This is a genomic window from uncultured Slackia sp., assembly GCF_944321625.1.
Lineage (GTDB): Bacteria > Actinomycetota > Coriobacteriia > Coriobacteriales > Eggerthellaceae > Slackia.
Genome location: NZ_CALUMA010000066.1, coordinates 1 through 24,503 on the forward strand (window position 1 = coordinate 1; position 24,503 = coordinate 24,503).

Here is a 24,503-nt window from a genome sequence, read left to right on the forward strand (position 1 = left end):
AACCAGACGTCTGTTGAGATCCACGTCCTGCAGGGCGAGCGCCAGATGGCTGCCGACAACAAGACGCTGGGCCGCTTCCAGCTGACCGGCATCCCGGCTGCCCGCCGTGGCGTGCCTCAGATTGAGGTCACGTTCGACATCGACGCCAACGGCATCGTGAACGTGTCCGCTAAGGATTTGGGCACCGGCAAGCAGCAGCAGATCACCATCAGCGGCTCCACCGCTCTGTCCGATGACGAAGTGGATCGCATGGTTAAGGACGCCGAGGCCCATGCCGCCGAGGACGAGGCCCGCAAGGCCGAAATCGAGGCTCGCAACAACACCGACTCGCTGGTGAACGCCACCGAGCAGACCCTGTCCGACCTGGGCGATAAGGTTCCTGCCGAAACCAAGCAGGCTGCCGAGGACGCCATCAAGGAGGCCAAGGACGCTCTGGCTGGTACCGACATCGACGCCATCAAGGCCGCCGGCGAGAAGCTGCAGCAGGCCGGTTACAAGCTGGCCGAGGTGGTGTACAGCACGCAGCAGGCGCAGGGCGCCCCGGGCGCTGCCGGCACCTCCAGCCCGGCGGATGACGGTCCGATTGAGGCCGACTATGAGGTCGTAGACGACAAGAACGAAGGTAAGTAATCATGGCTAAGGACGACGCCAAGAAAGTCGCCCCCGAGGCTCGCGAGATTCCCATCGAGGGAAGCGACGACAAGAACGAAGGGGCCGCTGCTGCCAGCGGCTTCGCCCCTCAGGCCGAAAGCGCCAAGGTGCAGGATGCCGAATCCGCTGCGGCGGAGGAGGCTCCTGAAGGCGCCGCCGAAAAGGCCGAAGACGCCGATATTGCCGCCGAGGCCGATGCCGTGGTCGAGCAGGCCGAGCGTCTTGCCAAGGCCGAGCAAGAGGCCGCGGCGCTTCGCGATAAGTACCTTCGCCTGCAGGCGGATTGGGATAACTATCGCAAGCGCACCGCTGCTGAAGCCGATGAGATGCGTGCCCGCGCGGCCGAGAAGCTCATGAACGATGTGCTTCCCGTGCTTGATGATTTCGAGCGCGCCATCGCTCATGCGGAAAAGAACGGCGAGGCGGGACTGCTCGATGGCGTGAAGGCCATCAACACCAAGCTGAACGGCGTTTTCGCGAAGCACGGGCTTGAGGCAATCGACCCCGCCGGCAAGGCGTTCGATTCGCTCGAGCATCAGGCGGTCGCCACCGTGGATGACGCCAGCGTGCCGGACGAGACCGTGGCGCAGGTGTTCCAGAAGGGCTATCGTCTGGGCAAGAAGGTGCTGCGTCCCGCAATGGTGACGCTTGCCACCGGCGGCCCCAAGCGCGAGCCGGAGCCCGCAGAAGGCGACGAGCAAGAATAGCAACTGTAGGAAGGCGGGCAGGTTCGGATGTTCCGTCGGCCTGCCGGCCAACGGAACGGGCCGCCGCTGCGGCTTCCCGCAGCACCCAATCTTGCCGCGCTGGCAAAGGCTCACGTACAAAGTACGCTACGCCTTCGCCATCACGCCAATCTCGGGCACTGCGGAAACCCTCGCTGACTTTTCAGCGACCTATGAGATACATGTAACTGTAGGAAGGCGGGCAGGTTGTCCGCCTTCGTTGTAGGAGAGAAAGAGGTGGTGGATCGTGGCTGCGACTCCGGACTACTACAAGACGCTCGGCGTGTCTCGCACCGCCACCCAGGACGAGATAAAAAAGGCGTACCGCAAGCTGGCACGCACGATGCATCCCGACGCCGGCGGTGACGAAGAGAAGTTCAAGGAAATCAACGAGGCCTACGAGGTCTTGTCGGACGAGAAGAAGCGCAAGCTGTACGACCAGTACGGCACGGCAGACGAGCAGCGCATTCCTTTCGGCGGCGGTCAGGGCTTTAGCGGCTTCGGCAGCTGGGCTGACATCCTTGAAAGCATTCGCCGCGGCGAGGGCGCATTCGGCGGCAGCTGGGATATCGGCGATATTTTCGGCGGCGGCTTCGGCGGCCAGCAGCGTGGCGGCTACGGCGGATACGGTGCGGGCTACGCACCTCGTCCGCAGCAGGGCCGCGATATGAACGTCACGCTCAACGTGAGTTTCGACGAGGCGTTCCACGGTTGCACGAAGAAGGTCAGCGTGAAGCTTCCCGGTGCGGCGGCTGCCGAAACGCTCGACGTGAAGGTGCCTGCGGGCGCTGTTGACGGCGGGCGCGTGAGGTTCCGCGGCAAGGGTGCCGCGGGCACGAACGGCGGCGAAAACGGAGATCTGCTGGTGACCACGCGCATCAGCCCGCATCCGGTGTTCTCGCGCGACGGTGCCGACGTGCTGATGAATGTCCCCATCACGATGGCCGAGGCCGCGTTGGGTGCCGATGTCACGGTTCCCGCACCTGATGGCACGAAGATTCGCGTGCATGTGCCTGCGGGATGCCAAGACGGCACGGTGCTGCGCGTGAAGGGCAAGGGCGCTCCCAACGTCAAGGGTGGCGAAACCGGATCGCTGCGTATCACGCTGCAGGTCCAGATTCCCAAGAGCATGACGCCCGCTCAGGAGCAGGCCATGCGCGATTTCCAGGCGGCTTGCGAGGCCGCCGGGCAGGATGTGCGCGCCGGTCTGAATGTGAGATAGGCGATACCGCCGGCGCAACGTCGGCGGGGGACGCACGAAGGTGCGCAAACGTTTTCGCAGGCCAGCAGGGTGCTGCGAAGTAGGTTGGAAGGAATGGTGAATCATGGCCGACAGGGATACACCGCTGTACATGATTGGTGTAGCGGCCCAGCTCGCCGGGGTGCATCCCCAAACGCTGCGCATCTACGAGCAAAAAGGCCTGGTGACGCCGCAGCGAACGAGCGGCAATACGCGCATGTATTCGCAGGCCGATATCGAAAGGCTGGAATTGATCAACGAACTCACCAGCGAGGGCATCAACCTCGCCGGCGTTATCCGCATCCTCGACCTTAAGGGCCGCATCGACGAGCGCGACAAAGAGATCGACGACCTCCACAAGAAGGTTCGCCGCCTCGCCGACCGCGTGCACGAGCTCGAGACGCGCGAGAACGTAACGGCGCTCATGCTGCCCGAACCGCGAGCGATTCGCAGACTCAACTAAGGTGGAGACAGGGTTTCTCTGACGGAGCAGATTGCCTTGAAGGTTCTGCGTTCCTGACAGGAGCGACCTTGTGGTCGTGACTAAAGGAACGCAGGTTCTGAAAGGCAAGATGCCCGTCAGAGGAAGCCGTCAGGAGGAATCATGAGATTAGACAAACTTGCAATCACTGCTCAGGAGGCTTTCCAGGCTGCAATGAGCATTGCGAACGACGCCTCGGCGGCGCAGATCGAGGGCATCCATCTGCTCAAGGCGTTGCTCGACTCCGGAGAGAACAACCTCTCCGCCATCATCAAGCGCGTCGGCGCTGACCCGACGCAGCTCAAGCGCAACGTCGATGCCGCTATCGACAACGCGCCCAAGGTCACCAGCGGCGGGCTTGGCATGGCCATCCCCTCGCAGGGCCTGATGAAGACCATCGACAACGCGGTCAAAATCGCTGAGAAGATGGGCGATAGCTATGCCACGAGCGAGCATCTGCTCATCGCGCTGGCCGAGGACGGCGGCGAGGCCGGCAAGCAGCTCAACGCGCTGGGCGTTACGCGTAAAACGGTCGAGGAGGCCTACGAGAACCTTCGTGGCGACGCGCGTGTGACCGATCAGCAGGGTTCTATCGAGCTCGATGCGCTGAACCAGTACGGCCAGAACCTCACCCAGCAGGCCCGCGAGGGCAAGCTCGACCCGGTGATCGGCCGCTCCGAGGAAATTCGCCGTACCATCCAGGTGCTTTCGCGCCGCACCAAGAACAACCCGGTGCTCATTGGCGAGCCCGGCGTAGGCAAGACGGCAATCGTCGAGGGCCTGGCCCAGCGTATCGTGGCGGGCGACGTGCCTTCCAGTCTGAAGGACCGCGACATCATCGCGCTCGACCTGGGTGCTATGGTGGCAGGCGCGAAGTACCGCGGCGAGTTCGAGGACCGCTTGAAGGCCGTGCTGCGCGAGGTCAAGCAGAGCGAAGGCCGCATCATTCTGTTCATCGACGAGCTGCATACCATCGTAGGTGCCGGCTCCACGGGCGATTCGTCTATGGATGCAGGCAACATGCTCAAGCCTGCGTTGGCTCGCGGTGAGCTCCACGCCATCGGTGCCACCACGCTCGACGAGTATCGCAAGTACATCGAGAAGGACGCCGCGCTCGAACGCCGTTTCCAGACGGTGCTGGTGGGCGAGCCTTCGGTGGAGGACTCCATCGCCATCCTGCGTGGCCTGAAGGAGAAGTACGAGATTCACCACGGCGTGCGCATCACCGACGGCGCCATCGTGGCCGCGGCGGAGTTGTCCAACCGCTACATCGCCGACCGCTTCCTGCCCGACAAGGCGATTGACCTGATGGACGAGGCGGCCAGCCGCCTGCGCATCGAGATCGACTCCATGCCGGAAGAGATTGATGCCGCTGAGCGCAAGTACACGCAGATGCAGATCGAAGAGCAGGCGCTCATGAAGGAGGACGACCCCGCCAGCAAGGAGCGCCTGGAAGAGCTGCGTCGCCAGATGGCGACCGATAAGGAATCGCTCGACGCCCGCAAGGCCGAGTGGCGCAACGAGAAGGACGCCATTGAGAACGTGCAGCGCCTCAAGGCCGAGATCGATGCGGCACACGTGGAGGAAGAGCAGGTCACGCGCGAGGGCGACCTTGCCAAGGCCTCTGAGATTCGCTACGCGCGCATCCCTGAACTGCAGCGCCAGCTGGCGGCTGCCGAGGCGGCCGTGAGCGCTAAGCAGGGCGACGGCGCCATCCTCAAAGAGGAGGTTGGCGAAGAGGAAATCGCTGAAGTCGTGAGCGCGTGGACGGGCATCCCCGTGTCCAAGATGATGCAGGGCGAGATGGCCAAGCTGGTCGATCTGGAGGACAAGCTGCACGAGCGCGGCATCGGCCAGGATGAGGCCGTGAAGGCCGTGGCAGGCGCTATTCGCCGCAACCGCGCGGGCCTTTCCGACCCCGACAGACCCATCGGCAGCTTCCTGTTCCTGGGCCCCACGGGCGTGGGCAAGACCGAGCTCGCCAAGGCGCTGGCCGAGTATCTGTTCGACACCGAGCGCGCCATGGTGCGTATCGACATGTCCGAGTACATGGAGAAGTTCAGCGTGCAGCGCCTGATTGGTGCTCCTCCGGGATATGTGGGCTATGACGAGGGCGGCCAGCTCACCGAGGCCGTGCGCCGTCGCCCGTACTGCGTCATCCTGCTCGACGAGATGGAGAAGGCACATCCGGATGTGTTCAACATCCTGCTGCAGGTGCTCGATGACGGTCGTCTGACCGATGGCCAGGGTCGCGTGGTCAGCTTCAAGAACGCCGTGATTATCATGACGTCCAACGTAGGCAGCCAGTCCATCAGCGAGTTCAGTCGCCAGAACGAGGGCGAGAACATGGGCAACCTGATGGAAGACATGATGTCGGGCAACATGGCGAACGCCGCCAAGAAGCTCGCCGAACTCCAGAACCAGATTCAGGATGCTCTGCGTGCCACGTTCAGGCCTGAGTTCCTGAACCGTATCGACGACGTGATCACGTTCAATCCGCTCACGTCCGCCGAGATGGAGCCCATCGTCGAGCTGCAGCTCAAGGACGTGCGTGCGCGTCTGGCCGACCGCCGTATCACGCTCGAGGTGCTGCCTGCTGCGGTGGAGCAGCTTGCCATCGACGGCTTCGATCCGGTGTATGGCGCTCGTCCGCTGAAGCGCCTGGTGCAGCGCGAGGTGGTGGACCGCATCGCCAACGAAATGATCGCGGGCCACGTGATGGAAGGCTCCAAGGTGACCATCGATATGGACATCGTGGAGGGCTACACCTGCAAGGTAGAGAACCCGCAGGTCGTGGAAAGCGTGCGGCCCGACGAGCCTGCCGACGGCGCCTACGAGGTGCCCGAGGCGTAAGCGTAAAGGCAAGGACTATTTGCTTCATTCCCAAGGGGCCGGTTCAGTGTGAACCGGCCCCTTTCCACATTATTAGGATGCCAAAATTGGGAGAGCGTTCAGTTGAAGGAGCCTCTCAAGCAAAACGAGAGCTCTATGTTTATATATGTTCGCAATGCGCGAAAAACAATCGTGGTAGGCGTGCGGAATCTTGCCGTAGAGATATTTATGGCTTCGCCGGCCACGTTTCAATCTCCCCGTGCGTCGGCATCATTTTCTATAGAGATTGGATTAATGATTGCAAATACCCATAGGGGGTATATAATGCTTCAAAGATACCCCCTGTGGGTATAAGAGGAATGACGAGCGGCGAAGAACGGGAGAGGCACATTGGCTGCGAAGCAAGAGTTCAATCAGGTGGGCGTATCCAATCAGACCGAATGCGCCGAGGACGCTGCGTGCGAGCAGACCACATGCGGCGGTGTGCCTGAGCACGGTTGCTGCGAATGCCGCCATAAAGACACCGAGCGCAGCGAGGCGTTTCAGGCTGACATCCAGAAGCGCTTGAACCGCGCGATTGGCCAGCTCAACGGCGTAAAGGCTATGATTGAAGACAACCGTTACTGTGGCGATGTGCTCACTCAGCTTGCCGCAGCGGAATCGGCCATCCACCGCACAGCGGAAATCATCCTACAAGATCATATGGAAACGTGCGTGGTCGAGCAGGTGCGCGCTGGCAACGTCGAAGTGGTGGATGAGGCTATGAAGCTGATAAGGAAGTTCATGTAATGAAGGCGACGTTCGATATAACTGGAATGACGTGCGCCGCCTGCAAGGCGCGCGTGGAAAAGGCGACTGCCAAGGTGGACGGCGTGGCCGACGTCGCGGTCAACCTGCTCAAAAACAGCATGGAAGTCGAGTACGCCGACGAATCGCCCGACGCGATTGCCCAGGTGAATGCTGCTATCTGCGCCGCCGTGGACAAAGCGGGCTATGGCGCTATGCCGCGCGAAGGCATGCTTGGCGGTGCTGCCGCGATAGCCGGGGACGGCATCGGAGGCGCTGGCACGTCGACGGAGGCATCAGGCGCTCCTTCGCCTATGGCGGCGCAAAAGAGGTCGAGCGAGCTCGCGGCGGCAAACGAGCGCCATATGCGCATGCGCCTCATCGTGTCCATCGTGTTCTGCGTGCCGCTGTTCTACCTGGCCATGGGACACATGGTGGGTGCTCCCATTCCTGCATTCTTCCAGGGCGACGCCGGCATGCTGCCGTTTGCGTTCACGCAGTTCTTGCTGCTGCTTCCGGTGATTTTCGTCAACTTCAAATTCTTCAGCGGCGGATTCAAGAGCCTGTTCCACGGCGCCCCCAACATGGATTCGCTCATCGCGCTGGGGTCTACCGCGTCGACGGCGTACGGCATCGCGATGATCTACGTCATGGGCGCAGCGCTGGGCGCAGGCGACACGCACGCGGCGCATGAAGCGTCCATGAATCTCTATTTCGATTCGGCGTCCATGATTCTGACGCTCATCACGCTGGGCAAGTATTTCGAGGCTCACGCCAAGGGCAAGACTACCGGCGCCATCGAGGCGCTCATGGACCTTTCGCCCAAAACTGCCGTCGTTATACGCGAAGGTGCCGAGGTGGAGGTTCCCATCGAGCAGGTGCGCGTGGGCGATGTCCTGGTGGTGAAAGCGGGGGAGAGCGTCCCGGTTGACGGCGTGGTGCTGGAAGGCTCCGCCGCCGTGGACGAATCGGCTATCACGGGCGAAAGCGTGCCGGTGGAAAAAGCCGTCGGCAGCAACGTGACGGGCGCTACCGTCAGCCGGTCCGGTTGGTTCAAGATGCAGGCGCAACGCGTGGGCGGCGACACCACGCTTGCCGGCATCATTCGCCTGGTGGACGAGGCTACCAGCACCAAGGCTCCTATCGAGAAAATGGCCGACAAGATCAGCGGCATTTTCGTGCCGGCGGTCATCGCCATCGCCGTGGCCGTGTTCGCGATTTGGATGATTGCCGGCGGCTCGTTCCAGACCGCGCTCACGCATGCCATCACGGTGCTGGTCATTTCGTGCCCGTGTGCGCTGGGTCTTGCTACGCCCACGGCGATTATGGTGGGCACGGGGCGCGGCGCCACGCATGGCGTGCTTATCAAGTCTGCCGAGGCGCTCGAAACAGCGCATGATGTGAAAACGGTCGTATTGGACAAGACCGGCACCATCACGCGCGGTGTGCCCAGTGTGGTTTCGGTCGAATGTGCCACAGGAGCAACCGAGCAGGAGCTGCTTTTGACGGCATATTCGGTGGAAAAGCTTTCAGAGCATCCGCTGGCGCAGGCGATAGTGGCCTATGCGGAAATGAGTACAGCTCAGGCAGGGGATTCGCAGTCCAAAGCGTCCTCGTCTGCCACGTCTGCCGAAGTGTCGAACTTCGTCCAGATAGCAGGCGGCGGCGTGCGCGCCATCGTGAACGGCGCGACATGCGTCGCGGGCAACGCACGTCTCATGAAGGGCGAAGGTGTCGAACTGGGTGCGCTTGCGCTGTCGGGCGAGCGGGCGGCGGATGCAGGGGCGACGCCCCTCTATTTCGCGCGCGACGGCAAAGCGCTGGGCATGATCGCCGTGGCCGACGAGGTAAAGCCCACAAGTGCGCAGGCTATTGCCGAGCTCGCCGCCATGGGCGTGAATACGGTCATGATTACGGGCGACAACGAACGCACCGCCCGCGCCGTGCAGCAGAAATGCGGTATCGGCCAGGTGATTGCTGGCGTGCTACCGCAGGACAAAGCGGCTGAGGTTGCGCGTCTGGCTGAGGGCGGGCGTGTTGCCATGGTGGGCGACGGCATAAACGATGCTCCCGCGCTTGTTCGCGCCGACGTGGGTATCGCCATCGGCGCCGGCACCGACATCGCTATCGAGAGCGCCGACGTGGTGCTTATGAAAAGCGATTTGCTGGACGTGCCCGCCGCCATCCAGCTGTCACGCGCCACGATGCGCACCATCAAACAGAACCTCTTCTGGGCGCTGTTCTACAACGCCATCTGCATTCCGGTGGCGGCAGGTGCGCTCAGCTGGGCGGGCATCAACCTCAATCCCATGATTGCGGCTGCGGCCATGAGCCTCAGCTCGGTCTGCGTGGTGAGCAATGCCCTGCGTCTGCGCGGATGGAAGCCGAAGTTCATGCATGCCGCCGATGCGCCGATGTATGGTGCTTCACCCCAAGACGCGCCCGGCTCTCATGGGGCAATCTCCGACCCAGCCGATACGTCGCAGAATAAGGGCTTCGCTGTAAACGCCGAGGCGCAAGGTGAAGAAACGCCCGAGATTGCCGCGTCTCATGCCAATGATGCTGCAGCGGTCGCCTGCAAAACCCTATCGATCGATTCGCCGTCCGACCATGAAGGGTTGGCGGCAAGCGATACCGAAAGCCAATCTCTAAGGAAGGAATCAGTCATGGAAAAGACTCTGCATGTGGAAGGCATGATGTGCCAGAACTGCGTCAAGCATGTGAAGAAAGCGCTCGAGGCCGTCGACGGCGTGACGGTTGCGAACGTCGACCTGGACGCGAAGAGCGCCGTCGTCGAGCTCTCCTCCGACGTGTCGGACGAGGAGCTTATCGCTGCGGTGGTGGAGGAAGGCTACGAAGCCGCCATGGCCTAGGCGGATGCCGAAGCCGGTAACGCGCATCGCGGAACAGACGGATGACAATTAGCCCTCAATTTGCTTGATTTGATGGAAAGCGGCGGCCGTAAGGTCGCCGCTTCGAGTAAGCTATCCAGCTGACATAAAACGAAGAACGGAGGAATCCAATGAGCGATGTGTATGAACACGAGTTCACGTTCGGGGAGGGCATCCAGTCCGACGACGTGCAGATAACGTTCCTCGAGAAGTCGAACAGCGTGGACAACTCCATTGAAGGGGTAGCTACGCGTACGGAATTCACGGGGCATTTCGCCATCGACGGCTATGTGCTGCAGTACAACGACGGCCGCTACGTGGATGCGGGCCTCGGTGCCGATTTCGACGAGTACAACGGGCCTACGAATGCGTGGATCTGGTTCTCGGCTCCTGTGAACGATGCCGTCAAGGAGGCCTTCGAAGGGTTCTTCTCCGCAACGTTTGGCGATGACCGCCTGCGCATGGAGCTTGACCCCGAGACGTTCCTCAAGTTCGCCGATTCCAGCGCATGGGGCGAATTCACCGATGGTGGCGAACAGGAAGAAGAGGAAGACGACCTCTCGGCGTTCCTCGGCTAGCGCTGCGCCTTCTTGCGGCGTAGGGCGAACGCGCCGATAGCGATGAGCGCCGCCGCCGCAACGATAACGGGCGCAATGGCGACCATGGGTATCGTCGAAGGCTGCGACGCCGCGCTGCCGCCTTCCGGCGCCTCGACAATCTCGAACGTGGCACGCGTGGCGCCCGAGCAGTTCCCCGTGCCCTCGATTACGATGGTGGCGGTGCCAACCTCGACATTGTGGCGATATTCGACGGTGTAGTCGACGTTGGGCGTAAGCTCGAAGCCATCGAGCTTGACCGTGGGCGCGGGGCAAATCTCTCCGCCCGTTTCCTCCTGATCAGGGATAACGTCCACGGTGGCATACGAAAGGTCGCCCGGCAAAATGGTGAACGACGTCTCGATGGTGCCCGTGTAGGCGCCTTTGCCCGTGATAAGCACGTCCACGGTGCCGGGATTCACGTTGTCGCCGGAAAACGCGATGTCGAAATCCTCGCCGGCGCGTAGCGTGGCGTTGTCGAGTTTGAGCGTGACCGTGGGGGTTTCGGGCTGGCCGTCGTACATGATGTCCTGCAGCCCCTGAACGCGCGCATGCTCGATGCTCACGGAGCCTTCAGCGCCGAGTTCTTCTTGGAATTTATCGTAGGTGAGCATGGAGGGAGCCAACTCGTTGCGCAACGCCTCGGCTGCGCCCTCCAGGCCGCTTCGACCCGATGCGTCTGCGGCGAAGGCGGGCGCGGCGATGCACGCCGAAAGAGCGAAGCAGGCAAAGAAGCTTGCGAGCGATGAGATAGGCTTGCGCATGCGCGTCCTCCTTCCTGGTGCGTATCGATGGCTGGCGGCCGCTTTGCCAGCGGTTATGCCTTGTCGCGCGCCGAGCGCCCCAGGGCGCGTCGGTTTACGCGGCTTTCCGTATTATATGATGGTCGCATGGTAGTCGCGCAAAATCCAAAGAGCGCACAGCGCGGCATGCTATAGTGCCCCGCGCTATGAGTGAACAAAGAACATACCCCACACCACTGCAATATCTCGCTACCTCCATTAAGCGTGTGCCCATCCCGATTGGGGCCCTCGCCCTGGGACTCGTCGCGCTCGGCGGCCTTCTGCGACCGTATTGGGAGCCTGCCGCCTGGATTTTCGGCGTGATTGCCGTCGTCCTTCTGCTGATGCTTGTGGCGAAGGCGGTCTTCTTTCCCAGCATGGTCAAGCATGACTTGGGCAATTCCATCTTCGCAAGCGTGGCCGTGGGCGCGTTCATGGCCACCATGCAGATAGCCGCGCTGTTCGAGCCGCTTGCTCCGCGGGCAATGTTTGTGCTCTGGGCCGCCGCGGTTGCCGCTCATGCGCTGTGGATTATCTGGTTTACCTGGACGTTTATCCGCAAGTTCGACCTATCGCAGGTGTTTCCGACGTACTTCGTCTGCTACGTGGGCATCATCGTGGCGTCCATCACGTCGCCGACGTTCGGCATGGAGGCCCTGGGCCACGGCATCTGGTGGTTCGGGTTCATCGCCTATCTGGCGCTGCTCGTGGTGGTCACGCTGCGTTATGCCCAGCACGAGGCGCCTCAGCCCGCGAAGCCGCTGCTGTGCATCTACACGGCGCCCATGAGCCTGTCGCTCGCGGGGTATTTCGCCGTATTTGAGCCGAATGTGCATGTGGTTGCTGCTATGGAGGTTTTGGCTCAGGCGTTTCTTGTGTTCGTGCTGGTCAAGCTTCCGCCCATGCTCAAGCTGCCGTTTTATCCCAGCTATGCGGCGTTTACCTTCCCGTTTGTAATCACGGCGTCGGCCTTGTCCAAAACCACGGCGCTTCTCGGCGATCCTCTGTGGCTGCATGCGCTGCTGATGGCTGAGACGGCATTTGCCGCGGTGATCGTGCTGTACGCCACGGCGCGCTATCTGGCGTTTCTGTTCAAGCCCGAGCGCGTTGCCATGGCGAATGATTTGGGCAACACAGCGCTTCCGGCGGGTACGCGCGACGTGTCGATGCGGGTGTTCTCGCCCAAGGCTCGTCGCGCGCTGCTCGTGGCGGTGCGCATGCGCAAGCTGGCGCGACGCATGAAGGCGCGCGGCTAACCGCTCGGGCTGGCGAGAGTCGGGCGAGCTGTGTCGACTGTGCACCAGCGGGGAATGGTCGAGTCGGCTTGGGTTGCGCCTGGGCAAGCCGGTTGCCCATCGTGCGCTTTCGGTGCACGCCCCGTGATGCGCCCCGCAGGGTTTTTCTGCTCGCCTATACTTTTTGCGAACCACTCATCGGCGGCGGTTCCTGCCGTCGCCTCATCAAGAAAAAGGGGAAACCATGCATACCTACAAAACCCACGGCACCTGCTCTCGCGCCATCAGCTTCGACATCCGCGACGGTCGCGTGCACGACGTGAGCTTCATGGGCGGTTGCAACGGCAATCTCAAGGGCATCGGCAAGCTTGTGGAAGGCATGCCGGTCGATCAGGTGATTTCCACGCTCGAGGGCACCACGTGCGGCTTCAAGCCCACCAGCTGCCCCGATCAGCTCGCCCAGGCGCTGAAGAGCGTGTCGGAGCGCTAGGATTTGCGGGGCCGGGCGCCTCGGCCGTAAGGCAAATACCGCGATATGACTAGCCAGCAGGCATCGTCTTGCTGGCTAGTTCTTTTCTGCGGGGCCTTCCGCCTCCACGCCCAGCATGTCGAAGAGCTCTTGGCGCGTGTGGATGTCGAGCTTCTGGTAGATATGGCGCACGTGCGCCTTTGCCGTGCCGTTGGCGATGAACAGTTCGCGCTCGATGATGCCCACGGTTTTGCGCTGGGCCAAAAGCAGCAGCACTTCCTCCTCGCGAGCGCTCAGCTTGTATTCGCGCGCCGTGGCGGCCACGCGTGAGGCAAGCTCGTGCTTGCGCTCGGCCTCGGAAACCTCGGGGGCGATAGAATCGGCATCGTTCGGCCCGTTGACGCGATGCACCACCTTCACGCCCCAGCTGCTGGACAGCTCGCCTTCGGACATCAGAATCATGGTTGCGGCCACGACGGCGATGGCGCTTACGATCGAGATGAACGCCTCGCCGTTGCCGCCGAACAGGTTAAGCGCGTGGGCGCCGTCGGTCACGCCGCGCCCGAGCATCATGAAAATCTGCCTGATGCCGCGCTCTATGCCAAAAAGCCAGATGGCCGAGGCGCCGTAGCGATAGCATAGGTTCGCCACGATGAGCATGATGATGATCGACTGCATGGTGTAGCCCGCCGAAACGCAGAAGCTGCTTGCCGCGCCGCCCATGAAGTTGAACGAGGGCAGCAGCAGAAGAGCCGCAACGGTAAGCGGCAGCGCCACGCGATACACCAACCCGAAGTCAAACCGCTTGCCGCGCGCCGCCACGCCGAAGAACACCGCGAGTGCGCCCACGACCGTGCCCGGCGAAGAATGCGGGCCAAACGAGTTCTGATACGACGCCACCTCCAGCATGCCGTAGGCGAATGCGTAGGTAGCCATGAGTAGAATCGCCTTCCACGGCACTGAAAGCTGCACCCATACCGTTGAAGGCCTTTCCGGTTTGGGCAGGCTTCGGAATCCGTTGCGCACGCAGAGCAGCGATGCCAGCGGCAAAAGGGCGGTCATGACGAAAAGCCACGGGAATGCAAATCCGCGGTAGATGTAGATGATGACGGCGCCGGCGGCGATGGCCAGCGAATAGTACGAGGCGACGCGCATGGGGTTCAGGCATCCGTAGAGTTCGCTCCAGAACAGAATGAGAAACGCGATGCCTACGCCACCCGTGAGAGCTCCGATCGGGGCCAGCGCCCCGGCAAGTTCCGGATGCAGGCATGAGAAGAACACGCAGACCGTCGACGCAACAAGCAAAAGGCCGCTTACGATATGGATGCCTGGCTTGTTGAAGAGGGGTCCGATACGCTTGGCAAGAGCCGCGCAGATAAGCGAGACCGCCACCATCGTGCCGTCGAACAGGTCGCGGGCCGACGCGTCGAAGGGAAAGTCGACGAACGACCCCACGAACGCGATTTCTATCCAGGCGCGGTATACGCCCAGGCCAAGAAACGCCAGGGGCACCACGGGGATGAATCCGAAAAGCAGAGACGTGCGGTCGTCGTCCGATTTCTCGTCGGAGTCGAGTGCCGCTGCCTGCGCGTCGAGCGACGCGTGTTCGTCGGCGGAGTGCTTCGGCGACACGCCTCGCGAATCGCCTGGATGCGGTGTATGTGCGGTGTCTTGAACAGTGCCTGTCATGATCTCCCTTACCCTCCCTCTCGCGGCATTGTAAAGCAAAACGCCGATACGCGCATGCGCGCGATAAAACGGTTGAATGCGTTTTCCCAGGTGAAGAGGGGGTTACAAAAGGGGGTTATAGGAAATAGACCTATTAATTCGACGCTTGGGCGATGGCGGGCCGGGAAAAACCGCGTACTGTCGGAGCTGCCCCAAGGGAGGGGCCGCGTCACTCAAGGGCGACGCGAGGGCGCATTGCTTTGTGCGCCCCAGGGAGGAAGGCCGAAACCGCATCAATCAATCGGCCTCGATTCGGGCGGTGCTCGCTGGAGCGCCGGCCCTCGACAAGGAGGAGAACATGGAACTCACTCGTCGCGATCTGTTCAAGTTCGGAGGCGTTGCCGCTGCCGGCGCCGCTACCGCTGGCATGCTCGCGGGCTGCGCGCCCAGCACCGCCGGCACGAGCGAAACCGGTGCCGCGGTGGCCGAGGACGGCATGCCCGCATTCTTCGCGCAGCCGGAGCCCATCACTGACATCGCCGAGACCAAGGAATTCGACATCGTGGTCGTGGGCGCTGGCGCTGCCGGCGTTCCCTGCGCGCTCGCTGCCGCCGAGGCCGGCGCGAAGGTCGCCCTCATCCAGAAGGAGAGCCAGGCTATCTCTCAGGGCAACACCTGCGACTCGCTGATCCTGGACAGCGCCGACCCCGAGGGCACGGGCCCCGCGGGCGTGGCCGCCGTCACCTCTTGGATCACCGAGCAGTGCGTGTGGCGCTCCCACCGCGAGCAGGTTGACCTGTGGGCCAAGAATTCCGGCGAGGCTCTGACCTGGCTGTGGGAGAAGGCCACCGAGGCCGGCTGCTCCATCCAGGACACCACCGCCAAGTGGACCAGCACCATCCAGACCATCGACGGCCAGCCCGTCAAGTACTTCGCGTTCGACTTCGGCCCCAAGCCCTACAACACCGGCACCGGCATGCAGGACCTGTGCGCCTACTTCGACGGCAAAGACGGCCTGGAAATCTTCTACTCCTGCCCCGCCCAGCAGCTTGTCAAGGACGACTCCGGCAAGGTCGTGGGCGTCATCGCCGAGCTGGACAACCAGTACGTGCAGTTCAACGGCGCCAAGGGCGTGGTCATCGCGACCGGCGACTACACCAACGACGACGAGATGATGGCCTACTACAACCCCGATATGGCCAACATGGACCGCAAGCAGCAGAACAAGACCGGCGACGGCCAGAAGATGATGGTGTGGGCGGGCGCCCGCATGGAGCCCGTGTGCGGCTCCAAGGTCCAGCACGACTTCGACGCCGGCCCGGGCTCCATGGCCGACATGCCCTTCCTGTGCGTCAAGGACGACGGCACCCGTTTCTGCAACGAGGCCCGCAGCGCCATGGCTTACATGGGCAACTTCCTGACCAGCGCCGAGGACACCGGCTGGTACTCCCAGATCTTCGACAGCAAGTACATGGACGACTGCGCCGATTGGCCGGGCATGCTCTACGACCCCAAGATGATGGAAGCCTACATGCCCGAGGTCGAGGGCGAGAAGGAAGGCGTGTACACCGACCTGATCGGCACCTACGCCGCCGACACGCTCGAGGAGCTCGCCGAGAAGCTGGGCATTGACTCCACCAACTTCGTGGCCACCGTCGAGCGCTACAACGAGCTCGTGGAGAAGGGCATCGACGAGGACATGGGCAAGGAGGCCAAGTGGCTCAAGTCCATCACCGAGCCGCCGTTCTACGGCATCCATCGCCACATCCGTCTGTCCGCCATCGTGCACGGCGTGAACGTGAACGGCGAGATGAACGTGCTCGACGCTGACGGCAACCCCATCGAGGGTCTGTACGCCATCGGCAACTGCGCAGGTAACTTCTTCGGCAGCCCCGACTACCCCATGGATCTGCCCGGCCTGTCCCTCGGTCGTTGCCACACCCAGGGCTACGTGGTGGGCAAGGCCTTGGCCGCCAAGTAGTTCGTTGGCCTTCCGGCCAATGCGACTGCTCAGTGGGATGCTCTAGCGTCCTGCTAACCTCACTCTCTTATCGAAGCGCGCTGCGCCGCTCCCTCCCCCTCCTGTATGGCGGCGCAGCACTTTCGAAGCCCCGACCCGGAGCCATCCCCGGTCGGGGTTTTTCTTATGCGGCGGCCAATTCTAAGCGAGGAAAGGTGTGTTACTTCCACACGATTGTCGCGTCGTCGCCGATGACTTCGTTGGTGAGGTCGCGCAGGTACGTGTAGTCGTCGGCCACGTCGGGTGTGCGGGTGTTGGCGTTCGTTTCCTTTTTATTCATGTTTGCCAGCATGCGCACGTAGGGCTCGCCGCTGCCGTCGTCCCATTCAATCGTGGGGTGCCACTCAAGGTTCTCCACCGTCACGCTGCCGTCGTCCTGCGCCACGAAATCGCAGCTGAAGATGCCGCTGATGATAGTGTCGGTGATGGTCCAGCAGCTGATGAAATCCGAAAGCCCGTACACCACGGGGATGGTGTTGCCGCTGTCGCCGGTCACATATTCAACGGGTTGAATGGTGTGGCAGTGTGTGCCCAGCACCAGGTCAACGTCAAGGTCGGCCAGGAATTTCGCGTAGTCCACCTGCTGGTCATTGGGCTCGTTCACATACTCCGTGCCCCAGTGCATGGCCACGATGACCGCGTCCGCAACTTGCTGGGCGCGTTTCACGTCGGCCTCGATGGCGTCTTTGTCGAACGCGCACGAGTAGTAGCTGTTGGGCATCTGCGAGGGGTCGGAGAAGGCGTTGTCGCCATAGGTGTACGCGAGGAATGCGAACGTCATGCCGTTGCGCTCGATCATGTGGACGGTCTCGCGGTCCTCCTGCGTGAGATAGCTGCCGCCAACGAGCAGCTGCGGGTATCGATCCCATACCTCGTGGCTCTCTTCGATGCCGAAGGTGCCCAGGTCATAGGTGTGATTGGTGGCGAAATTGACCAGGTTGAAGCCCGTGTCGACGATGGCTTCGGCGGCCGACTCGGGCGAATTGAACGTGGGATATCCCGAATACGAGTAGCCCTTGCTCTCGTCCACCATGACGGTTTCCTGGTTGACGAAACGTAGGTCATGCTCCTGGATGAACGGCGCCACCTCGCGATACCACGGCGTAAAGTCGTATGCGCCGTCACCGGTTTTACCCGCGTAGGCATCAGCGAACGGCAACGCGTATTCCGTCACCAGCTGATCGCCGATGGCGCACAGTGTCACGCGGTCGGAATTTTGGGCAAGTTCCCCGCGGCCCACCACGGTATAGTTGATGCCCTCGGGCGTGGTCCCGTGGACGATGCCGTTTTCGTCGGTGGTCTCCTCGCAATCGAGGAACCGCTCGGGCACGCCGCTTGCGGGCGCCTCGCCGCGCACGGCGTCGTTGAGCACGAGAGTTTGAGAGGTGGATGTGGCGCCTGCGGCAGGATCGATCGCCTCAGGCGGCGTTTGCACAGCATCGGTGCGGTTGGAGCAGGAAAACACGCCGATGGCTACGGCGGCAGCCGCCGCGATAAGCACCGCTGCGAGGATGGCGAATTTGGGATCTATGCTCGCGTGCGGCGTTCCGCGACGCGCGTACGCGCTATAGGGCTGCGACGTCATAGGCGGCATGTTGTGCGAGCGGCGTTTCGGCTGCTGTGTTCTCACGATTCTCCCATCAGGTGATTCATTCATTCTCCACGAATATTAACGCGTCGCGAACTTTGATGGGGCGAACGAAGTTCTTGCAGGTGAAAAATCGGCGAGCGGGTATTATGGGCATATCCAAAAAACGCCGCCGCATCCAGCGCGGCGGCGTGTCGTGCGAAGCCAAGCGAAGGAGTGATTTCCATGGGACTTTGGGAAGATCTGGCGAAACTGCAGGGCTGCAAATGGGTTGACCTCACGCATCCGCTGACCAACGAGAGCCCGTATTGGGGCGGTATCCCCGATGGTTCGGTGGAGCTGTGCAAGACCGTGTTCGACTACGATGAAGAGATGCTTTCGTGTCGCATCCATACCTACAAATTCCCTGGTCAGTTCGGCACGCATGTGGATTTCCCCAACCACTTCACGCCGGGTGCCGTGGGCTCTGAGGCGTACGGCGTGGCTGACGCGGCGCACCCGCTGTGCGTGATCGACATCACGGCCAAGGCTGCCGAGAACCCTGATTGCGCCGTGACGCTCGAGGACGTTGAGGCGTGGGAAGCCAAGCACGGTCGCATTCCTGAGGGTGCATTCGTGGCGCTGCGCACCGATTGGTCCAAGCGCTGGCCCGACAACAACGCGCTCAACAATTTCGATGCCGAGGGCGGCGAGCATTGCCCCGGTTGGTCGATGGAGGTCATCAAGTTCCTCTATGAGGAACGCGGCATCGCGATGAACGGCCACGAGACGCTGGACACCGACGCATCGTATCTGGCGGTCGAGGCCGATGATCTGGCCGTCGAGCGCTACGTGCTGGACAACGGGCATCTCCAGGTCGAGCTCATGGCGAACCTCGACCAGGTTCCTGAGGCCGGTGCAATCATCTTCGTGGCGTGGCCGCATATCGAAGGCGCAACCGGTTTGCCTGCTCGCGTCTGGGCTGTGTGCGAATAACCTTACAACCTTAGCATATGCCAGGACTGAAAAGGGCCGTCCCAAGCGGGGCGACCCTTTTGCGTTTGATGCATCTTTGAGCCGTTCAGAAAACAGCGGAATCGGTTAGCGTTTGTTGAACGGCGTCAGCGTGGCGGGCATGCCGTTTTCGTAGACCAGCTTGGGTTCGCCCTGGATGAGCGGGCGGAAGTAGTCCATGGCCTCCTGCGTGATGCCGGCGTAGTTCGGTAGGATCCACTCGGCGGGGAAGTGCTTCACGTAGTTCGCGAAATCCTTGGCGGGGCCGGCGAAGAACTCGGCGTTGTACACGCCTGCCGCCATGTCCTCGGCGCTGCGGGGACGAATGCCCACGACGGCGCTGGTAAACGCGGGGTTCGCGGAGCGCATGTGCGCGCTCATGCCCAGCTCATAGGCCTCGGTCACATCCACCAGACTCTGTGCGAAGTTGCTGGAGCGAGCCGCGCGCGAAAGGTCCTGAACCACGCCGCGGGGCACGATGCCGGCATCGATGATCATCTGCTTGAGCGTGGCGCCCGCGCCGCCCAGCACCGCATGGGCAAAGCCGTCGTTGGCGGTATCGCCCGCAGAAAGGTACGTGCCATCGGCATAGTGCGCACCTTCGCTCACCACGATGTAGCATTCGCCCTTCTCGTCGAACTTTTTCTGCACCTCGGCGAGGAACGCCTCCTTGTCAAAGTCAACCTCGGGCAGCACCAGCAGGTCGACGTCGCCGGTGAAGCAGCAGCTTGCGGCCAGCCAGCCGGCGTCGCGGCCCATGGTTTCCAGCACGAACACCTCGGGGCGAGTATAGGCGGCGTAATCCAGATAGGTCGCATGCGTGATTTCGCAGGCCACCTTGGCGGCGCTGGCAAAGCCGGGGCAGTGGTCCACGGGCACCAGGTCGTTGTCCACGGTCTTGGGGATGCCGATGAAGCGCTTGGAAATACCGTTCTCGCGTGCCCACTCGCTGAGCGCGTCCACGGTGTCCATGGAGTCGTTACCGCCGATGTAGAACATCGTCTCGATGTCGTGTGCGTCCATGACTTCCACCAGGCGCTTATAGTCGGCATCGTTGCCGCGCTTGAGCTTGTAGCGGCACGTGCCCAGCGCGCTCGACGGGGTTTGCTTGAGAATCTTGATGTCGCGACCGGAAAGGTCGGTCAGGTCGTAAAGCTTGTCGTCCAGCACGCCCTCGATGCCGTGCAGGCCGCCGAATACGCGGTCGTACACGGGATTAAGCTGGTTGGCGCGCACGACGCCGGCCAGGCTTGCGTTGATGACGGCGGTAGGGCCGCCGGATTGCGCGACGAGGCAGTTGCTCATGGTGTGCTCCTTCGTACAGGTTGGAAAGCTTTTTCGATTATAGCTTTACTCTTCCATATCCGCGAAGCTTGCCACTACGGCGTCGGAAAGCTCCTCGATTTCATCCACGTTGTGGGCTGCCGTGTGCTCATGCACGGCGATTACGGGGAATCCTGCGCGTTTGGCGGTTTCAATGGCGTGCAGCGAATCCTCTATCACCACGGTTGTCTCGCGCGGCGTGCCCAGCTCGCGCAGCGCCCACTCGAACACGTCGGGCTGGCTTTTGCTCACGCCCACTTCGGGGCAGGTGTACACGTCCTGGAAATGGTGCGCGATGCCCAGCCGATCAAGCGCGGGCACCACCAGCTCTTTCTCCGATGCGGTGGCGATGCACATGCGCACGCCTGCGGCATCGAGCGCGTTCAGCATGTGCGCCACGCCGGGCTTGAGGGGGATGAGCTCGAGGTACGGCTTGCGCATGCCGTCCATAATGGCGTCGTAAACCTCGTCGGCAGATTCGGGCAGGCCGTATTTGTCCTTTACGTAGACGGCGGCTTCCTCAAGGGTGAGCGTCTTGAAATTCTCGTGGTCGACGGGGTCGGATTCAATCCCGCGCTCGGCGAGGTAGTTGGGCCCCAGGCTATCCCAGTAGTCCATGGAGTCCACCAGCGTGCCGTCCAGATCGAAGATCGCGCCCGAAAACGCTTCGGGCGCGCCGGGGTTCACGCGCGTGGGGTAAAGGTCGGCAATGTGGAATGTGCCGGGTGTGGCATTGCTCATAACGGGGCCTTTCGTGCTCAAGGAAGATTCAGCCTATTGTAGGATACGGCGCAAGACAGCGGGCAAAATGGGGGTAAAACTTCTCAGCTGCGCCTCCTTCTATCGAAAATCACCTCAATATCAGGGTTTTCGGTGTGTTGCCGAGTAGAGAGGGTTTTCTTTCTGAATCGGCCCAGGTCAGAGCATTGCATTATTTCGGCTATTTCATGCAATCTTCCAAAACCCTGATATTGAGGCATTTTTGATGCTAGAGCATCAATGCAGGGTGGGCGCCTCCGGCGCATCGTCGGGATGCGCCGCCGCCCGTTGCTGAATCGTTGGGGTCCAATTCCTCGCACAGCGGTATCATGGACGTATGGATATGCATTGGCGGGCAGGCTTCTGACCGGGGCTTGCCGCGTGGTAAAGGGGGAATCATGAAAGCGTTGCTCATCAACGGCAGCCCGCACAAGATGGGTTGCACTTACACCGCGCTCGGCGGAGTCGAAACGGGCCTGCAGGAGCAGGGCGTTCAGGCCGATATCATGTGGCTGGGCACCGGCGCCATTTCGGGATGCTTGGGCTGCGGCAAGTGCATCAAGGACGGACACTGCTTTATCGATGACGTGGTGAATCAGGCCATCGATGACGTGAAGAACTATGATGCGTTCGTGTTCGGCACGCCGGTGCACTTCGCGGCGGCGTCGGGCGCCATGACGTCGTTCATGGACCGCCTGTTCTACGGGCGCGGCAAGCTGTTCGCGGGCAAGCCGGCAGCGGCGGTGGTGTCGTGCAGGCGCGGCGGCGCGAGTGCGGCGTTCGACCAGATGAACAAGTATTTCACCATCTCCAATATGATGGTTGTGGGCGGTCCTTACTGGAACCAGGTGCACGGCAACACGCCTCAGGAAGTCCTGCAGGATGAGGAAGGCATGCAAACCATGCGCACGCTCGGTCGCAATATGGCGTGGCTGATGAAGTGCATCGACGCCGGCAAGCAGGCGGGCATCGAGTTCCCCAAGTTCGAGCGACCCATCAAGACGAACTTCATTCGCTAGCGCGTTTTCCGGAGGGTGGATAACGCGTTCCCGGAGGGCGATTGCAAAAAAACAACAAATGAGGGCGGCGAGTCGCAGGGCTCGCCGCCCTCATTTGCAGCAAAAACGTCTTATCGAAACCGGAGCGCGGCCTACCTGCACCGCCTAGGCACGGCTATCCCGTCATTTCGACGCTAAAGCGCCCACCATCGCCAAAATTAACGTCAAGATGACGGGATATGCTAGCAAGCTCAATATCCAATCAAATGGCAAGCCTCCATGATGGTCATGTAAGTGACATAGTGTGTTGTGGTATACTGTGTTGTACATAGAATGTTGTACATCAGGGAGGCTGCTATGAACGAAGCTATGGTCACGGGTCGCATGGGCGCCGAAAAAAAGGCGCGCGGCGGGCGCATCCTGCAAAAGAGCGGACTGAGCGCTTCCCAAATTATCAACCTCCTTTACGATCGGCTTATCAGCGAGGGAAACGCGGATTTTCTTACTGACGAACGCCCTCGCGATAATGCGGCATGGGAGAGCGCGGCGCGCTTCGTAGATTCTCTTTCCGTGAGGCAAGAATCGCGTTTCGATGATATGACTAAGGCGCAGATTCGCGTGGAGCGCCTGAAGAGCCGGGGGCTGATGTGATATGGTCCGCGCAAAATTGCTGGTGGATACCAATGTTTTGATCGACTATCTATCGATGCGTGAGCCTTTTTATGACGAAGCGCGTCTGCTTATGATCGTGGGCCGTGTAGGGGAATTCGAACTGTGGATGACGTCGTCCCAGGTGACGGATTTGATTTATATCTTGAGCGACGGCGGCAAGCAGTCGCTCATGCCTTCCGTGCTGGAGCGCCTGCGGGGCTTGCGCACTTTTGTGGAAGTGTTTGCCGTAGGCGGGGCAGAGGTCGATCGCATGTTGGCATCCGCCTGGAAGGACCCTGAGGATGCGTTGATGTTCGAATCGGCACTCAGCTTGAAGGCCGACGCCATCATCACGCGCAACGCGAAAGATTTCGAGAGTTCGCTCGTGCGGGCGATGACGGCGCGGGAGTTCTTCAACTGGCTTCGCGACGAAAAGGGTGTCGACTATCAAGAGGTGGTGTTCTAAAACGCCCAGTTGCCGTTGCGGAAGATGGGCACGCGCTCGCCGTCGGCTTTGATGCCGTCGATGTTCAGGTCTTCGGTGCCCACCATGAAGTCCACATGCGTGGCGCTTTTGTTCACGCCGGCGGCCAGCAGGTCTTCGGCGCTCATCTCAAGTCCGTCTTGATAGCAGTCAGGGAAGCCCTGGCCCAGCGCCATGTGGCAGCTGGCGTTTTCGTCGTAGAGCGTGCTGTAGAACAGGATGCCCGTGTCGCGGATGGGGCTCTTGAACGGAACGAGTGCCACCTCTCCCAGGCGGCATGCGTTCTCATCGGTGTCCACGATGGATTGCAGCACGTCCTGCCCGCGTTCGGCACGCACCTCCACCGCGCGGCCATCCTCGAATCGCACGCTGAAGTTCTCGATGAGGCTGCCGTTATAGGCAAGCGGCATGGCGCTGACCACCGTGCCCTCGGCGCGCAGGCGGTCGGGCGTGGTAAAAATCTCTTCGGTGGGCATGTTGGGGAAGAATTGTACGCCGTCCACCGTGGTATCGCCGCCACCATTCCACAGGTGTTCGGCGGGCAGCCCCACGGTGATATCGGTGCCGTGGGAATTGGTGTAGTGCAGCGCGTCGAAGCGCTGGCTGTTGAGCCATGCGCAGCGCTCGGCAAAGCTCTGGCGGTGCGCACGCCAGGCGGCGATCGCTTCGGCGGGGTCATCGGAATCCACGCGCACGGTATGGAAGATGGCCTCCCATAGCTTCGCTACCGCAGCGGTTTCCGACAGGTTGGGGAACACCTTGCGCGCCCACTTGGGGCTTGCGGCACCCGCGATGCACCACACGCAGCGCCCGAAGTCCATCGCGTCGTAGAACTCGCTGCATGCCGCGTGTCCCGCTTGGATGCGCGCCGAAATCTTGCGCGTATCCACGCCCGCCATGGCTTGCGGGTCGTCCGAATCAATGGTGAGCACGGCCGCCCCGCCGCGTGCCATGGAGTTGTTGAGCTCGGCCAGCCAACTGGGGAATTCCTCAAACACGCTCATGTCGCAGTGGTCGTAGTGCATGCGCTCGATTGTCTCGTCGGAAAAGCGTACGGTCACATGGCGTGCGCCCAGGTCATACGCCTCTTGCGTAATCAAGCGCACGAGGGGCGCCGCTTCAAGATTGGCGCGCACGAACAGTTCCTGTCCGGGACGCAGGGCGCAGCCCGCTTCCACGATAAGACGCGCGTACGCACGCATGCGGTGCTCGAGAGCATCGGGGTCCTCGAAAGGCGAATGCTCTGCCGCCAACTCGGCTTTCGCAATCTCAGCGTGTGCCGTGAACGCCTGCGAGATGATGTCCATAGGTAATCCTCCGTTTGATCTTCT

21 protein-coding genes are annotated in these 24,503 nt (G+C 61.7%); 15 read left to right on the forward strand and 6 right to left on the reverse strand.

All coding sequences use genetic code 11. From position 1 onward, the window contains the following. From Q0J60_RS05875 to Q0J60_RS05910, 8 genes are all read left to right on the forward strand, one after another. Window positions 1-630 (forward strand): Hsp70 family protein (locus Q0J60_RS05875; RefSeq protein WP_294439462.1); only part of this gene is annotated, 630 nt, incomplete at its 5' end. Between the two features lie 2 nt (window positions 631-632). Beyond that, complete coding sequence (grpE, locus tag Q0J60_RS05880; protein ID WP_294439464.1) at window positions 633-1,358, forward strand: nucleotide exchange factor GrpE; 726 nt, start codon at window positions 633-635, stop codon at window positions 1,356-1,358. A 265-nt stretch (window positions 1,359-1,623) separates the two neighbouring features. After that, the gene (locus tag Q0J60_RS05885) at window positions 1,624-2,598 is read left to right on the forward strand and encodes a DnaJ C-terminal domain-containing protein (RefSeq protein WP_294439466.1); all 975 of its coding nucleotides are present in this window, start codon (window positions 1,624-1,626) and stop codon (window positions 2,596-2,598) included. A 103-nt stretch (window positions 2,599-2,701) separates the two neighbouring features. Continuing rightward, entirely contained in the window at window positions 2,702-3,079 is a 378-nt protein-coding gene (locus Q0J60_RS05890) for a heat shock protein transcriptional repressor HspR (protein ID WP_123208477.1), read from the forward strand. A gap of 141 nt (window positions 3,080-3,220) precedes the next feature. Further along, window positions 3,221-5,950: an ATP-dependent chaperone ClpB gene (gene clpB, locus Q0J60_RS05895; RefSeq protein WP_294439469.1), complete on the forward strand. Its 2,730-nt coding sequence runs from the start codon at window positions 3,221-3,223 to the stop codon at window positions 5,948-5,950. Window positions 5,951-6,412: 462 nt separating this feature from the next. Next, window positions 6,413-6,718, forward strand: coding sequence for a metal-sensing transcriptional repressor (locus Q0J60_RS05900; protein WP_294439545.1), 306 nt, complete (start codon window positions 6,413-6,415; stop codon window positions 6,716-6,718). Then, a complete protein-coding gene (locus Q0J60_RS05905; protein WP_294439471.1) occupies window positions 6,718-9,588 on the forward strand; it encodes a heavy metal translocating P-type ATPase in 2,871 nt (956 codons plus the stop codon). Before Q0J60_RS05900 ends, Q0J60_RS05905 begins: the two co-directional genes overlap by 1 nt. 149 nt (window positions 9,589-9,737) lie before the next feature. Then, complete coding sequence (locus Q0J60_RS05910; RefSeq protein WP_294439475.1) at window positions 9,738-10,184, forward strand: hypothetical protein; 447 nt, start codon at window positions 9,738-9,740, stop codon at window positions 10,182-10,184. Here Q0J60_RS05910 and Q0J60_RS05915 read toward each other — a convergent pair. Next, window positions 10,181-10,966, reverse strand: a complete 786-nt coding sequence (locus tag Q0J60_RS05915) for a hypothetical protein (RefSeq protein ID WP_294439477.1) — start codon at window positions 10,964-10,966, stop codon at window positions 10,181-10,183. The genes Q0J60_RS05910 and Q0J60_RS05915 overlap by 4 nt on opposite strands. Window positions 10,967-11,151: 185 nt before the next feature. Between Q0J60_RS05915 and Q0J60_RS05920 the strand changes: the two genes are divergently transcribed. Beyond that, complete coding sequence (locus tag Q0J60_RS05920; protein WP_294439481.1) at window positions 11,152-12,240, forward strand: TDT family transporter; 1,089 nt, start codon at window positions 11,152-11,154, stop codon at window positions 12,238-12,240. A gap of 223 nt (window positions 12,241-12,463) precedes the next feature. Continuing rightward, entirely contained in the window at window positions 12,464-12,709 is a 246-nt protein-coding gene (locus Q0J60_RS05925; RefSeq protein WP_294439482.1) for a TIGR03905 family TSCPD domain-containing protein, read from the forward strand. Between the two features lie 75 nt (window positions 12,710-12,784). Here Q0J60_RS05925 and Q0J60_RS05930 read toward each other — a convergent pair whose 3' ends face one another. Continuing rightward, a complete protein-coding gene (locus Q0J60_RS05930) occupies window positions 12,785-14,377 on the reverse strand; it encodes a LuxR C-terminal-related transcriptional regulator (protein WP_294439484.1) in 1,593 nt (530 codons plus the stop codon). A gap of 337 nt (window positions 14,378-14,714) precedes the next feature. Here Q0J60_RS05930 and Q0J60_RS05935 point away from each other — a divergent pair, with 337 nt between their 5' ends. Then, window positions 14,715-16,337 (forward strand): FAD-binding protein, encoded by a 1,623-nt coding sequence (locus Q0J60_RS05935; RefSeq protein WP_294439486.1) that lies wholly within the window; start codon window positions 14,715-14,717, stop codon window positions 16,335-16,337. Between the two features lie 199 nt (window positions 16,338-16,536). On the opposite strand, the gene Q0J60_RS05940 is transcribed toward Q0J60_RS05935, so the two are convergent. After that, window positions 16,537-18,006, reverse strand: coding sequence for a CapA family protein (locus Q0J60_RS05940; protein WP_294439489.1), 1,470 nt, complete (start codon window positions 18,004-18,006; stop codon window positions 16,537-16,539). A gap of 183 nt (window positions 18,007-18,189) precedes the next feature. Here Q0J60_RS05940 and Q0J60_RS05945 point away from each other — a divergent pair, with 183 nt between their 5' ends. Then, complete coding sequence (locus tag Q0J60_RS05945; RefSeq protein ID WP_294439491.1) at window positions 18,190-18,939, forward strand: cyclase family protein; 750 nt, start codon at window positions 18,190-18,192, stop codon at window positions 18,937-18,939. Between the two features lie 105 nt (window positions 18,940-19,044). Here Q0J60_RS05945 and Q0J60_RS05950 read toward each other — a convergent pair whose 3' ends face one another. Together Q0J60_RS05950 and Q0J60_RS05955 are read right to left on the reverse strand one after the other, a co-directional pair. Then, on the reverse strand, window positions 19,045-20,262 hold the full coding sequence (locus Q0J60_RS05950) for a diphosphate--fructose-6-phosphate 1-phosphotransferase (RefSeq protein WP_294439492.1): 1,218 nt from the start codon (window positions 20,260-20,262) through the stop codon (window positions 19,045-19,047). Window positions 20,263-20,307: 45 nt separating this feature from the next. After that, window positions 20,308-21,021: an HAD family phosphatase gene (locus Q0J60_RS05955; RefSeq protein ID WP_294439494.1), complete on the reverse strand. Its 714-nt coding sequence runs from the start codon at window positions 21,019-21,021 to the stop codon at window positions 20,308-20,310. 416 nt (window positions 21,022-21,437) lie between these two features. On the opposite strand from Q0J60_RS05955, the gene Q0J60_RS05960 reads away from it, so the two are divergent. The 3 genes from Q0J60_RS05960 (at window position 21,438) to Q0J60_RS05970 (ending at window position 23,154) form a co-directional block, all read left to right on the forward strand. Next, window positions 21,438-22,058, forward strand: coding sequence for a flavodoxin family protein (locus Q0J60_RS05960; protein ID WP_294439497.1), 621 nt, complete (start codon window positions 21,438-21,440; stop codon window positions 22,056-22,058). A 336-nt stretch (window positions 22,059-22,394) separates the two neighbouring features. Further along, window positions 22,395-22,688 (forward strand): RelB/DinJ family addiction module antitoxin, encoded by a 294-nt coding sequence (locus Q0J60_RS05965; protein WP_294439499.1) that lies wholly within the window; start codon window positions 22,395-22,397, stop codon window positions 22,686-22,688. Window positions 22,689-22,710: 22 nt separating this feature from the next. After that, window positions 22,711-23,154: a PIN domain-containing protein gene (locus tag Q0J60_RS05970; RefSeq protein ID WP_294439547.1), complete on the forward strand. Its 444-nt coding sequence runs from the start codon at window positions 22,711-22,713 to the stop codon at window positions 23,152-23,154. Here the strand turns inward: Q0J60_RS05970 and Q0J60_RS05975 are convergent. Beyond that, the gene (locus tag Q0J60_RS05975; RefSeq protein WP_294439501.1) at window positions 23,151-24,479 is read right to left on the reverse strand and encodes an aminopeptidase; all 1,329 of its coding nucleotides are present in this window, start codon (window positions 24,477-24,479) and stop codon (window positions 23,151-23,153) included. The genes Q0J60_RS05970 and Q0J60_RS05975 overlap by 4 nt on opposite strands. Between the last annotated feature and the right edge of the window lie 24 nt (window positions 24,480-24,503).